The sequence below is a fragment of the Streptomyces sp. BR123 genome, assembly GCF_013401435.1.
Taxonomy (GTDB): domain Bacteria; phylum Actinomycetota; class Actinomycetes; order Streptomycetales; family Streptomycetaceae; genus Streptomyces.
Map to the genome: position 1 here is coordinate 18,783 of NZ_JACBGN010000063.1, position 12,865 is coordinate 31,647.

Below are 12,865 nucleotides of genomic sequence, written 5' to 3' on the forward strand. Positions count from 1 at the left end.
GTCAGGGGTGGAGAACGGTCAGGATGAGGCGGCCGACGGGCAGGACGCGCCACTCGGGACGGCGCCCGTCGCGCAGAACGATGCTGAACCCGGCGGGTTCGCCGCGGTGCAGTGCGGCGAGGGCCTGCACCCGCCCGCCCCCGTCGGCCCAGGCGAGCGCGCGATCGACCTCGGCGGGGGACAGGGCGAACGGATGCATGGTCCGGATCTGCATCCGGACCAGCCGGATCGCCCTCTCGGGTGTCTCCAGCATGGTCCGGTACAGCAGCTCGGGACACCGGTCGTCGCTGTCCCGGTGGCAGACGGCCTCGAACCAGTACCCGGGGCGGATTCCCACCGCGCGGTCCCTGGGCGTCCGGGGAGAGGGTGGGGGCGAGTGGTCATGGCTGGTGCAACACATGCGCGGTACTCCTGCCCGTACGGCGGGTTGCCCCCTCCGGGGCCGGTGCGAGCAGCAGGGAGGGGGCAACGGTGTTCTCTCCCCAACCGGCGCAGGGGTGGGGGGTGCGGCTCCGAGTAGGCCCGGGCGCCGCACGGCAGACGCTAACGCTGGCGACAGGTGGGTATCAATCGTTTGACGTCTAACGAGTGAGACTGGCCTGTGCCGCGGTGACGGGAGGGGTGAAGGCTCGACCCCCTGGCCTGGGTGGGCAGAGGGTCGGGTTTGGTGGTCGCGCTGTTCAGGCCAGGTCGTCGAACTCGCCGGCCGCGGCTCCGTCGATGAACGCCCGGAGCTTGGCCCGGGTGGTTCGGATGACGACGCCGGGGTCGTCGCTCTCTCGGATCAGGACTTCGCCCTCGTGTACGGCCACCTCAAGGCAGTTGGCAACGTCGTCCGACTTGGAGGACTTGCGCCACTTGATATCCATAGCTCTCACGCCTCACGCTCGTTGTGCCATCTTGCGAATGAACTCGCGGGACTGTTCGGGGTCGTACGACCGCTCCTGGATCCGGTCCAGCGCTGCACTGCAGTTGGCCAGTGGCAGCTCGGCATCGAAGAGCTCCGAGGATCTGGCGGTGTCGGTCTGCACGGTGTCCAGCTGAGGGACCCGTCCGTGCGCATAGAGGGTCGAGAGTCCGGCGTTCGGGAATCCCCCGGCCTCGAAGGGGATCACCCTGACCGTCACGTTCTCGCGCTCGGTCTGCTCCAGTAGGTAGCCCAGCTGATGGACGGCAACCCTCCGGCCGCCGAACTGGATGCGCAGGGCGGTCTCGTGGATGAGGAAAGTGCACTCCGGCAGCTCCTTGCGATCCAGGACATCGCGGCGCCGCATCCGGAAGGAGACCAGGCGCCGGAGGTACGCCGGCGGCAAGGCGGGGACGGCTTCTGCGAAGACGGCGCGTGCGTAGTCCTCGGTCTGGAGGAGCCCTGGGATGTGCATGATCTGCGACTGGCGGAACGCGACGGCGTGGTGTTCGAGCTCCGCGATGTCGAGCAGCCCGGCCGGCAGATCGTCACGGTAGTCGTCCCACCAGCCGCGACCGCGTTCCGTGGCCATCGCGGCCAGGGCGTCGACGTACATCGCGTCCGGGCAGCCGTAGTGGTTCGCCCACGTCCGCACACGCTCGCTGCTGACGCCGAATCTGCCGGCTTCGACGTTGCTCATGGTCGTGCGGTCGGTGCTGAGCTGCGCGGCGGCCTCGGTGAGCGAAATCCCGGCCTTCTCACGGATCTTCCGAAGCTCGGAACCCAGCCGGCACTGCCGCGCGGTCGGGGCCTTCCTTGGTGGCATCGGCCTCCCCTCCTGTCGGCGTTCAGTCTGGCCTCAGGTCGGCACGAGGTCCACTTGCACCCCGAGTTAGTGAATGACGTACAACGCGTTGTACGCGAACCGCTACAGTCGGTGGTGCACCGTTTCGCGCGCCAGGAAGCCGAAGTGCAGTCGCCGACACGCGTCTTGACACGGCACGTGTCCCCCAGGGGCGACCAGAGCCACGGCACATGGCGGGCGGCGGCAGCGCGTACTCGTACCGCGTCGGGAGAACCACGATGGCAACGACGAACATCGCCGCAACAGCGGCGGACCGCACCTACCGCTTCACCGCGCCCAGCCTGGCAGACACCCCTCGGCTCGCCCGTGAATGGGTCGCCCTGATCCTCCGGGCGGCAGGGCTCGCCCACCTCGTGGACCGGGCACGGCTGTGCACCTCCGAGGTGGTGACCAACGCCCACCGGCATACGGATACACCGGAGATCGCCGTGGAGTTGGTACTGCTCGGAGGTCGCGTCACGGTTTACGTGTCCGACTGTGCGCCCGGGCGGTGGCCGACGAGCGGAGGCGGCGACAGCCGGCCGGGCCGGCTCGACACGCACGGCCGCGGACTGGCCCTCGTGGCGGCGTACGCCGACGACTGGGACGTCAGCGCCCGGCCGGACCGCAAGGCGGTGTGGTTCCGACTGGCGTGAACCGCCGGGCGCGGCGTCCTCCCCCGCGCGGGGGAGGAAGTCCGTACGGGCGGAGGACGCGGCCCGGCGGCCGCTCGCCGCAGGATGGACCCATGCCCCGATCCCGTACGACGCACACGGTCGCCGCGCTCACCGCCTGCCTCGGCGCCCTCGCCTACACCGTCAGCAAGGTGGACCTGGCGACGGACGGCGAGCTCGGCATGCCGGGCTTCCCCGCGCCGGCCGAGGCCTACGGGGCCGTCGCCGACGTCGCGACGGCCCAACTGGCCAACGCGGGCCTCGGCCTGCTCATGGCCGTCGTGGCGTTGCTCCTCCTCCGCCTCCCGCGGACCCGGCTCATCCGGTGGCCGGCGCTCGGCGCCTCCTGGGCAGGCATCGCGATGGTGGGGGCGGGCGTCCTCGGCTTCGGCGCCCGCGCGGCCGGCCTGGCGCCGGGCCTGGGGCCCACCCCTCCCCACCTGCCCACCGCGCTCGCGGCACTGCTCGTCGGCGCCGTATGGGCGGCGGCCTGGGCCGTGGCCGCGGTCTGCGCCGTCCGCACCGGTCAGAGGACGGCCACCGGGGCGACCGGGGCGCCGACCGCGCCGACGAAGGGTTCCGGCACGGCGGCGAGGAGGAAGGCGTAGCGGCTCGTTTCTGCACAGGCTGTGGACAACGCCTCCAGGTTCCAGTTCTGGCCCTGGTGCATGCCCATCTCGACCAGGTGCAGGGCGTGGACCGGCAGCCAGAGGTTCTCGATCTCCGGCGGGAAGACCTCGAAGGTCAGGGTGTCGTTGGCCACGGCCGCCACGTCCCGGGCGTGGAACCACTCCGGGGTGCGCACGGACAGCCCCGGGGAGGGGAAGCCGTATCCGTTCCTGTCCCCGGCCAGGTACACCTGGATCTGGCCGGTGCGGACGAGGACGACGTCCCCGGCGCGCACGGACACCCCGCCGTACTCCTCCGCCTCCGCCAGGTCCTCCGGGGTCACCGCGTGGCCGCCCGGCAGCCGGTCCAGCCCCTTCGCGCGGGCCACGTCGAGCAGGACACCGCGCGAGACGACGGGCGCCGCCTTGTCGATCCCGCTGAACGCCGCCCGCCCGTGCGCGGTGATGCTGTCCGCGGGGCGGCCGTTGTAGATGCGGCCGGAGTGCGAGACGTGGGTCAGGGCGTCCCAGTGGGTGCCCGCCTGGAGTCCCATGGTCACGGCGTCGTCGCTGCACGCCACCGTGCCCGGGCCGAAGAGCTCCTGGTTGATCTGCACCATCGTGTGCAGGGGGTTGGTCCGCCCCGGGATCAGCCCCGCCTGGACGCCGTCCTCCTTCAGCGGGAGCGCGAGCGGGATCCGGCGCCCTGTGCGCACCTCGGCGGCTGCGGCCCGTACCACCTCGTCGGTGATCAGGTTGAGGGTGCCGGTCTCGTCGTCGGCGCCCCAGCGCCCCCAGTTGTTGACGCGTTCGGCGATCTCGTGGAACTCGGCGGGCAGGGCCACGGTCCATCCACTCCTTCGGCCGCGATTGTGGTTGCGGCGGGCTTGTGCGGCGGCGTCCGGCTGCCCATAAAATCTAACGGTCCGTCAGAAACCGCGGGAAGGGGTCGGCGTGGGGAACTTCTTGGCAGGCAAGGTCGTGACGGTCACCGGCGCCGGGCGCGGCATCGGACGCTCCGTCGCCCTCGCCGCCGCAGCGGAAGGCGCCAGGGTCGTCGTCAACGACTACGGCGTCGGCATCGACGGCGGCGCACCGACCAGCGAGATAGCCGAGGCCGTGGTGAAGGAGATCGCCGCCGCGGGCGGCGAGGCCGTCGCCGTCGCCGACGACATCTCCACCATGGACGGCGGGCAGCGCGTCGTCGACACCGCGCTCACCCGGTACGGCCGCATCGACGGCGTCGTCTGCGTCGCCGGCATCCTGCGCGAGCGGATGCTCTTCAACATGTCGGAGGAGGAATGGGACCCGGTCCTCGCCACCCACCTCAAGGGCACCTTCACCGTCTTCCGCGCCGCCTCCGCCATCATGCGCCGCCAGGGCTCCGGCACCCTCATCGGCTTCACCAGCGGCAACCACCAGGGCTCCGTCTCCCAGGCCAACTACAGCGCCGCCAAGGGCGGCATCATCTCCCTCGTCCGCTCCGCCGCCCTCGGCCTGCACAAGTACGGGGTCACCGCCAACGCCGTGGCCCCGGTCGCCCGCACCCGCATGTCGGCGAACGTCCCCATGGAGCTCAAGGAGATCGGCGAACCCGAGGACGTCGCCGCCCTCGTCACCTACCTGCTCAGCGACAAGGCCGTCGCCCCCGGCGGCGAGCGCATCACCGGGCAGGTCTACACGATCGCCGGCCCGAAGATCGCCGTCTGGGCCCAGCCGCGCGAGCTGCGCGCCGGATACGCCGAGGGCCCCTGGACACCCCAGAGGATCGCCGACTTCCTGCCCGGCACCGTCGGCACCGACCCGATGCCGATGCTCGCGCAGCTGGAGGCCATGGCCAAGGCGGCGGCCGCCAAGGACCGACCCAACGCTTAGAAGGGGCGGCACACCGTGGACTTCAGCTTCGGCGCCGAGGACGAGGAGCTGCGCGGCCGTGCCCGGGCCTGGCTCAGCGCACACCTCACGGGCCCGTACGCGCAGGCGGTCGGACTCGGCGGGCCCGGCAGCGAACACGAGGGAGTGGGGGCGCGCCGCGCCTGGGAACGCGAACTGGGCCGCGGCGGCTGGATCGGCCAGGGCTGGGACGCGCCGCCCGGGGCGTACGGGCAGCAGCGCCTCTCCCTGACCGGGCAGGTGGTGTGGGCCGAGGAGTACGCCGCCTCGCGTGCCCCCGGCCGCGTCGGCCACATCGGCGAGAACCTCCTCGCCCCCACCCTCATCGCGTACGGCAGCCGCGAGCAGCAGGACCGCTTCCTGCCCGGCATCGCCCGCGGCGAGGAACTGTGGTGCCAGGGGTACAGCGAGCCCGGCGCCGGCTCGGACCTCGCGGGCGTACGGACGGCCGCCGTACGGGACACCGCCGACGGTGTGCTCCGCGTGACCGGCCAGAAGACGTGGACCTCGCTGGCCCGGGACGCCGACTGGTGCTTCGTGCTCGCCCGCACCGAGCCCGGCTCCCGGCGGCAGCGGGGGCTGTCGTTCCTCCTCGTGCCGATGGACCAGCCCGGCCGGATCGAGGTGCGGCCCATCCGGCAGATGACGGGGACCTCCGAGTTCAACGAGGTCTTCTTCGACGGGGCGGTCGCGGCCGAGGTCGTCGGAGGGGAGGGCAACGGCTGGACCGTGGCCGTGGGCCTTCTCGCGCGGGAACGCGGCGTCTCCACCCTGGTCCAGCAGATCGGCTTCGCCGCCGAACTGGAGCGCGTCCTGACCGCGTACGCCACCGCACAGGGCGGGCCCGGCGGCGGGGACCCGGTCCTGCGCGACCGGCTCGTACGCCAGTGGGCCGAGCTGCACACCATGCGCTGGAACGCACTGCGCACGCTCGGCACCGCGGGCACCGCGGGCACCGCGAGCACCGCGGGCGCGGACGGAGCGGACGGAGCGGACGCCGATCCGGGTGCACCGAGCGTGGCCAAGCTGCTGTGGGGCGGCTGGCACCGGCGGCTCGGCGAGCTGGCGGTGGCGGTCCGGGGCGCGGCGGCCGCGGCCGGGCCCGAGGCCTGGGCGCCGGACCTCCCGTACGGCCCCGGGCTCGACGAGGACCAGAGGCTGTTCCTGTTCACCCGCGCCGACACGATCTACGGCGGCTCGGACGAGATCCAGCGGAACATCATCGCCGAGCGGGTGCTCGGCCTGCCCGGAGAGGCGCGGTGACGGCATGAGAGGCGTCGTGTTCGACGGCAAGCAGGCCCGGGTGGTGGACGATCTGGAGGTCCGCGATCCGGGGCCGGGGGAGGTCCTCGTCGCGATAGCGGCGGCCGGGCTGTGCCACAGCGACCTGTCGGTGATCGACGGCACGATCCCGTTCCCCCGGCCGGTGGTGCTGGGGCACGAGGGGGCCGGCGTCGTCGAGGCGGTGGGGGCGGGGGTGACGCATGTGGTGCCCGGGGACCACGTGTCGCTGTCGACGCTCGCCAACTGCGGGGCCTGCGCCGACTGCGACCGGGGCCGGCCGACCATGTGCCGCAAGGCGATCGGCATGCCGGGGCAGCCGTTCACCCGCGGCGGGAAGCCGCTGTTCCAGTTCGCCTCGAACTCCGCTTTCGCCGAGCGCACGGTCGTCAAGGCCGTGCAGGCGGTGAAGATCCCCGACGACATCCCGATGGCATCGGCGGCCCTGATCGGCTGCGGCGTGCTGACGGGCGTCGGCGCGGTGCTGAACCGGGCCCGCGTCGACCGGGGTGAGTCGGTGGTCGTCATCGGCGCGGGCGGGATCGGGCTCAACGTGCTGCAGGGGGCCCGGATCGCGGGGGCGACCACCATCGTGGCGGTGGACGCGAACCCGGCCAAGGAGGCGGTGGCCCGGCAGTTCGGGGCCACGCACTTCGTGGACGCCTCGGCGGTCGCGGACGCGCCGGCCGCGGTGAAGGAGATCCTCCCGACGGGCGCGGACCACGCCTTCGAGTGCGTCGGCAACGTCCGGCTGATCCGCCAGGCGATCGACCTGCTGGACCGGCACGGGCAGGCCGTGCTGCTGGGCGTGCCCGGCTTCACCGAGGAGGCGTCCTTCCGGGTGTCGTCGATGTACCTCGACAAGACCGTGATGGGCTGCCGGTACGGATCCTCCCGGCCGCAGCGGGACATCGCCCTGTACGCGGAGCTGTACCGGAAGGGACAGCTGCTGCTCGACGAGCTGGTGACCGAGGTCTACGCGGTCGAGGACTTCGCGAAGGCGGCGGACGACGCGAAGCACGGGCGGGTGGCGCGCGGGGTGCTCACGTTCTGAACGGGCGCGGGTGGTGCCGCCCGTTTCCCCGCCGGGCCGCGCCGCCCCGCGCCGGGCCGCGCCGGGCCGCCCCGCCGCGCACGCCGTAGGCCCCTCCGGTCGACCGGAGGGGCCTACGGCTGTCGGGCGTCGGCGGCGCCGGGGGAGGGCGTTCAGCCGCCGTCCTCCGCGAGCCGGCCGAAGCGCCCCCGGTGGAAGAGCAGCGGCCCCTCGTCGCCGACCGCGCCCAGGGCCTCCACCCGGCCGACCACGATCAGGTGGTCGCCGCCGGTGTGCACGGCGTGGATGCGGCAGTCGATCCAGGCGGGCGCCCCGTCGAGCAGCGGGGATCCGGTCGCGGGGGCGGGTGAGTGGGTGACACCGGCGAACTTGTCGGCGCCGCTGACGGCGAACCGGCGGCACAGCTCGCCCTGCCCGGCGCCCAGGACGTTGACGCAGAACACGCCCGCGCGGGCGATCCGCGGCCAGCTGGTCGACGTACGGCCCACCATGAAGACGACCAGCGGCGGGTCCAGCGACAGCGAGGCGAACGACTGGCAGGCGAAGCCGACCGGGCCGTCCTCGCCCTCGCCGGGCGGGGCCGTGACGACGGTGACACCGCTGGCGAAGCGGCCGAGCACGGCCCGGAACTCGCCGGGGCCGACGGGGGCGCGCTCGTCCTCGCCGACGGCCCTCAGGTCGGGCCGGGGCAGGACGGCGGACTCCGGCTCGTACGCGGCAGAGCCGGGGCCGGAACCCGGTGAGCCGCCGACTGACCTGAGGTATCGGACGACGGTGGCCGCCATCCCTGCGTGTCCCATCACACTCCCGATTGAAACTGACGATGCGTCAGATGGGAAGGTGTGTACGTCACGCGGGCCGGTGCGGGACGGCCCGGGCTCGGAGAGCGCGGGGCCGCGGTGCGGCCGAACGGGGGAATCGGCCGGGGCGGTGGGCGCAGGCGGAGCGGCCCCGCCGGGCGGGCTGGGCAAGGTGGCCCCGGACCGCCCCCGTACCCGTACGCGCACCCCCGTACGCGCACACCGTCCGGCACCCGTTCCCGTACGGGGAGCCGTACCCCGCACCGCACCACCCACCCACAGGAGGAACCGTGCTCGGAACCGACTTCCGCAAGGGCTCGCCCAACTGGCTCGACCTCGGCAGCCCCGACACCGCCGCGGCCGCCGCCTTCTACGGCGCGGTCTTCGGCTGGAGCCACGTCTCCGCCGGGCCCGACGCCGGCGGGTACGGGTTCCTGCAGCGCGACGGCAAGACCGTCGCCGGGCTCGGGCAGCTCACCGAGGAGGGCGCGAAGTCGGCCTGGATGATCTACTTCATGACCCCGGACATCCAGGCCACCGTCAAGGCGGTCAAGGACGGCGGCGGGACGATCCGCATGGAGCCGGAAGGCGCCATGGCCGAGGGCCGGCTCGCACAGGCCACCGACCCGCAGGGCGCGCAGTTCGCGCTCTGGCAGCCCGGGAAGACCGCCGGATTCGAGGTGGCGTCCGCCGAGAACACGCTGCTGTGGGCCGAGCTCCACGTACCGGACCCCGCCGCGGCCTTCACGTTCTACAACGGGATCTTCGGCTGGCGCCGCGAGGAGGTGCAGGCGCCCGGGATGACGTACCAGGTGCTGAGCATCGAGGAGGGCGAACAGCAGCAGGGCTCGTTCGGCGGGATCGCGCCCATGGGCGACGGGGCGGGCGGCGAGAGCGGCGGGGAGCGGCCGCGCTGGGTGCCGTACTTCAACGTGGCGGACGCCGACGCGACCGAGGCGGCCGCGGTGAACGCGGGCGGAACGGTGCTGATGCCCTCGACGGACGTGCCGGACGTCGGCCGGATCGCCTGGCTGACGGACCCCTTCGGCGCGGTGTTCGCCCTGCTGAAGCCCAACCCGCAGATGTAGATGTAGCCGGCGGCGGGCCCGACGGTGCCGGGTCGCGGGCCTGACGGTGCCGGGTCGCGGGCCTGACGGCGCCGGCGCGCGGGGCCGACGGCGCCGGCGCGCGGGCGGGTCAGCGGCCCAGGTACTTCGGGGTGCGGCGCTCCACGAAGCTCGCCACGCCCTCCGCCGCGTCGGCCGTCGTCATGTTGATCTCCTGAGCGGTGGCCTCCGCGGCCAGGGCCGCCGCCCGGTCACCGTCCAGGGAAGCGTTGACCAGCTGCTTGGCCAGGGCGATCGCCCGGGTCGGACCCTGTGCCAGGCGCTCGGCCCACTCCCGCGCGCCGGCCTCCAGCTCCCCGTCGGGGACGACCCGGTTGACGAGGCCGAGCCGCTGGGCCTCGGCCGCCGGGACGCCATCACCGAAGAAGATCAGCTCCTTGGCGCGCTGCGGGCCGACCAGCCGCGGGAGCAGGTAGGCGCCGCCGCCGTCGGGGACCAGGCCGCGGCGGACGAACACCTCGATGAACCGGGCCGACTCGGCCGCCACGACCAGGTCGCAGGCGAGCGCGAGGTGCGCGCCGATTCCGGCCGCGGTGCCGTTGACGGCGGCGATGACCGGCTTCTCGCAGTCGAGCACGGCGGTGATCAGGCGCTGCGCCCCGAGCCGGATCATCCGGGCCACGTCGCCGGCGACGCGCTCGCCGCGGGCCGTGGGCGCGCTGCCGGTTGCGGGCGCACCGCGCAGGTCGGCCCCCGCACAGAAACCCCTGCCGGTGGCGGTGATGACGACGGCCCGGACGGCGGGGTCGGCGGAGGCCGCGGCGAGCAGCGCGATGACGCGTTCACGCTGGTCCCAGGTCACGGCGTTCATGGCCTCGGGGCGGTTGAGGGTGATCCACGACACCCCGTTGTCAGTGCGGTGCAGTACCAATGTGTCGAGGGGTCGTGTTGCCGCTGAGGGTTCGGCTTGGGGGGAGTCGGTCATGGGGGAGCTGCTCCGATTCGAGGTGCGGACGGAACGGACTGCGCGCGCCGTACGCGCCGTACGCGCCGTACGTGCACGTGCCGTACGGCTCTTACGGGCGGCGTGCGGATGCGGACTGCCTGCCCCACGGGCCGCGCGGGACGTGCCGGTCCCACAGGGGCTCCCGGCCCGCGGGGGGTCGGCGCCGGCCCGCGCCCCGGACCCACCCGCGGGGGCTTTGCCGCCGGCAGCGGCGACCGGGGTGGTGACGGCAGTCGCAACGGCAGTGGTGGTGTCAGCGGCACACGGCAAGGGCGTCAAGCGCCACCGCGCCCTGCCCGCGCGGGAGCACCATCAGCGGGTTGATGTCGAGCTCCGACAGGGCACCGCCCAGCTCCAGCGCCATCCGCTGCACCCGCAGCACGACCTCGACCAGCGCGTCGGCATCCGCCGGGGGCGCCCCCCGGACCCCGTCCAGCAGGGCCCGGCCGCGCAGCTCGGCCAGCATCGCCCGGGCCTGGTCCTCGCCGAACGGCGGCACCCGTACCGCCGCGTCGTGCAGCACCTCGACCAGGACCCCGCCCAGCCCCACCGTCACGGTCGGGCCGAAGAGCTCGTCCTGCGTGACGCCGACGAACATCTCGACCCCGCGCCGCACCATCTGGCAGACGAGGATCCCGTCCAGCGGGATGTTCTCGTACCGCGCGATGTCCGTGAGCTCCCGGTACGCGTCCCGGATCTGGCTCGCCGAGGTCAGGCCGACCTTCACCAGCCCCAGCTCCGTCTTGTGCGCGAGCTGCGGGCCCGAGGCCTTCATCACCACCGGGTACCCGACCAGGCCCGCCGCGCGGACCGCGGCCGCCGCGCTGGTGACGAGCTGCTCGCGGGGGACCCGGATCCCGTACGCCCGCAGCAGCTGTTTCGCCGCGTGCTCGCTGAGCTGCTGGCCCGGGCGCATCAGTGCCTGCGCCTTGCGGTACGAGGGGGACGGGGTCCGCGGGGCGTCGGCGAAGGGGGACCGGTAGCCGGTGGTGAAGCGGTGGTGGTCGAGGTAGGCGCGTACGGCGGTGATGCAGTTGCCGAAGGTGCGGAAGGTGGCCACGCGGGAGGAGCCGAGCAGGGTGGTGCGGTAGGCGTCCTCGGTGCCGACGGGCGAGCCCCAGACCACGCAGATCAGTTTGTCGGTCTCCTCGGCGGCGTCCACCAGGTCCTGGGCGAGCCGGTCGCTCATCGGCGGGAAGGGGCCGGTGATCGGACAGACCAGCACGCCCACGGAGGGGTCGGCGAGGATCGCGTCGATGATCTTCCGGCCGCGCCAGTCGCCGACCGGGTGGCCGCCGTTGTCGACGGGGTTGGCGACGTTCAGATAGTCCGGGATCCACTGGTGCAGCTCGTCCTGCTTGGCCTGCGAGAGCGTGGGCAGGCTGAGGCCGGCCTCGGTGGCGAGGTCGGAGAAGTGTGCTCCGGTGCCGCCGGAGATGGAGTGGACGACGACTCCGTCGGCCCGGGGCGGGCGCGCCCGGGCGAGCAGTGCCGCGGTGTCCTGGAGCTCGTCCAGGGCGTCGACGCGGATGATGCCGAACTGGCGCATCGCGGCGTCGACGACGGCGTCGGCACCGGTGAGCTTGCCGGTGTGGGAGGCGGCGGTCCGCGCGCCGGTCTCCGTGCGGCCGACCTTGACGGCGACGACCGGGACCCCGTTGCGGGCGGCCCGGTCGGCGGCCAGGAGGAACGACCGGCCGTCCTTGAGGCCCTCCACGTAGCAGGCGATCGCGCCGACCTCGGGCTGCTCGGCGAAGTAGGAGATGAAGTCGGCGGTTTCGAGGTCCGCCTCGTTGCCCGTGGGAGCCCAGTGGGAGAGCCGTATGCCCAGCTCCTGGAGGGTGTACACGGGCCGGCCCTGATGGCCGGACTGGGTGATCAGCGCGATGGCCGGGCCCTGGAGGTCGTCGCGGAACTCCTGGAAGGCGTTGAGGTTGGTGTTGGGGCCGAGGAGGCGAAGGCCCGATCGCCGGACGGCGGCGGCGAGCCGTGCCTGGGCGGCGGCCCCGGTCTCGCCGGTCTCGGCGAAACCGGAGGCGAAGGCGACGGCGAACCTCACCTTGGCCTCGGCCAGCTCCTCGATCGCCGGGACGGGGTCGCCGACGAGCAGCACCGCGAGGTCCACCCGCTCGGGCAGCGCGGCCACGGAGGGGTGGCAGGGCAGCCCGAAGACGGCGGTGCGGGTCGGGTGCACGGGATGGATCCGGGCGCCGACGCGCTCCGCCCAGGCGATGAGCTGCCGGGTGATGCCCGTGTTGGGCCTGCCCTCGGCGTCGGAGGCTCCGATGACGGCGACGGACTCGGGCCGGAAGAACCGGTCCAGGTCCGGTACCTCGGCCTCCAGGGGCCGTCCGCTCACGTCCAGGGCGATCGCGTCCTCGGCGGAGGCCGGTGCGGTGGAGTGGACGGCCTCTCGGGGGGTCTCCCCGCAGGCCTCGACGCGCGCGCGGAAGTCGGTGGTCAGGGTGCCGTGAGTAGATCCAAGCATCGCTTCGCCCGCTCCCTGCTCGATGGACGACCAGCATCAATGGCGATTACTGACGTGTAGTCAGATTCCCCAGATTACTGAACTGACACGCCGTCAGGAACACTGCTGCGCAGGAAAGGTGGTGGAGGAGATGTGTGGAAGGGAACGGTGACAGATGCAGGAGGGGCAGGTCCAGGGGCCGATTCGGACGAGGTTGGGACGCCCTGGTCGAGGCGGCGGCGGGGACGGGGGCGAGAGGGGTGG

At 73.2% G+C, this 12,865-nt stretch carries 13 protein-coding genes; 6 read left to right on the top strand and 7 right to left on the bottom strand.

Annotated features, from left to right (window positions below; translation table 11 throughout):
• Position 1: 1 nt before the first annotated feature.
• The 3 genes from HYE82_RS13195 to HYE82_RS13205 form a co-directional block, all read right to left on the bottom strand.
• Positions 2-337: a hypothetical protein gene (locus HYE82_RS13195; protein ID WP_179174199.1), complete on the bottom strand. Its 336-nt coding sequence runs from the start codon at positions 335-337 to the stop codon at positions 2-4.
• A gap of 343 nt (positions 338-680) precedes the next feature.
• Positions 681-869 carry a DUF397 domain-containing protein gene (locus HYE82_RS13200; protein ID WP_179174200.1) on the bottom strand — a complete coding sequence of 63 codons (189 nt, stop codon included), beginning with the start codon at positions 867-869 and terminating at the stop codon, positions 681-683.
• A gap of 12 nt (positions 870-881) precedes the next feature.
• Positions 882-1,733, bottom strand: a complete 852-nt coding sequence (locus tag HYE82_RS13205; RefSeq protein WP_179174201.1) for a Scr1 family TA system antitoxin-like transcriptional regulator — start codon at positions 1,731-1,733, stop codon at positions 882-884.
• 257 nt (positions 1,734-1,990) lie between these two features.
• On the opposite strand from HYE82_RS13205, the gene HYE82_RS13210 reads away from it, so the two are divergent.
• Together HYE82_RS13210 and HYE82_RS13215 are read left to right on the top strand one after the other, a co-directional pair.
• Positions 1,991-2,407, top strand: coding sequence for an ATP-binding protein (locus HYE82_RS13210; RefSeq protein WP_179174202.1), 417 nt, complete (start codon positions 1,991-1,993; stop codon positions 2,405-2,407).
• Positions 2,408-2,499: 92 nt separating this feature from the next.
• The gene (locus HYE82_RS13215) at positions 2,500-3,033 is read left to right on the top strand and encodes a hypothetical protein (RefSeq protein ID WP_179174203.1); all 534 of its coding nucleotides are present in this window, start codon (positions 2,500-2,502) and stop codon (positions 3,031-3,033) included.
• Here the strand turns inward: HYE82_RS13215 and HYE82_RS13220 are convergent.
• Positions 2,952-3,878: a cyclase family protein gene (locus HYE82_RS13220; RefSeq protein WP_179174204.1), complete on the bottom strand. Its 927-nt coding sequence runs from the start codon at positions 3,876-3,878 to the stop codon at positions 2,952-2,954. The genes HYE82_RS13215 and HYE82_RS13220 overlap by 82 nt on opposite strands.
• A gap of 109 nt (positions 3,879-3,987) precedes the next feature.
• Between HYE82_RS13220 and HYE82_RS13225 the strand changes: the two genes are divergently transcribed.
• Genes HYE82_RS13225 through HYE82_RS13235 form a run of 3 tightly spaced genes read left to right on the top strand, consistent with a single transcriptional unit; the run spans position 3,988 to position 7,261 of the window.
• Positions 3,988-4,908, top strand: coding sequence for an SDR family NAD(P)-dependent oxidoreductase (locus HYE82_RS13225; protein ID WP_179174205.1), 921 nt, complete (start codon positions 3,988-3,990; stop codon positions 4,906-4,908).
• Between the two features lie 15 nt (positions 4,909-4,923).
• Entirely contained in the window at positions 4,924-6,189 is a 1,266-nt protein-coding gene (locus HYE82_RS13230; RefSeq protein WP_179174206.1) for an acyl-CoA dehydrogenase family protein, read from the top strand.
• Between the two features lie 4 nt (positions 6,190-6,193).
• Positions 6,194-7,261, top strand: coding sequence for a Zn-dependent alcohol dehydrogenase (locus HYE82_RS13235; RefSeq protein WP_179174207.1), 1,068 nt, complete (start codon positions 6,194-6,196; stop codon positions 7,259-7,261).
• Between the two features lie 152 nt (positions 7,262-7,413).
• Here HYE82_RS13235 and HYE82_RS13240 read toward each other — a convergent pair whose 3' ends face one another.
• Positions 7,414-8,046, bottom strand: coding sequence for a flavin reductase family protein (locus HYE82_RS13240; protein ID WP_179174213.1), 633 nt, complete (start codon positions 8,044-8,046; stop codon positions 7,414-7,416).
• Between the two features lie 305 nt (positions 8,047-8,351).
• Between HYE82_RS13240 and HYE82_RS13245 the strand changes: the two genes are divergently transcribed.
• Positions 8,352-9,149, top strand: coding sequence for a VOC family protein (locus HYE82_RS13245; protein ID WP_179174208.1), 798 nt, complete (start codon positions 8,352-8,354; stop codon positions 9,147-9,149).
• 109 nt (positions 9,150-9,258) lie between these two features.
• On the opposite strand, the gene HYE82_RS13250 is transcribed toward HYE82_RS13245, so the two are convergent.
• Together HYE82_RS13250 and HYE82_RS13255 are read right to left on the bottom strand one after the other, a co-directional pair.
• Positions 9,259-10,113, bottom strand: coding sequence for an enoyl-CoA hydratase/isomerase family protein (locus HYE82_RS13250; RefSeq protein ID WP_179174209.1), 855 nt, complete (start codon positions 10,111-10,113; stop codon positions 9,259-9,261).
• 274 nt (positions 10,114-10,387) lie between these two features.
• Complete coding sequence (locus HYE82_RS13255; RefSeq protein WP_179174210.1) at positions 10,388-12,622, bottom strand: acetate--CoA ligase family protein; 2,235 nt, start codon at positions 12,620-12,622, stop codon at positions 10,388-10,390.
• Positions 12,623-12,865: the final 243 nt, after the last annotated feature.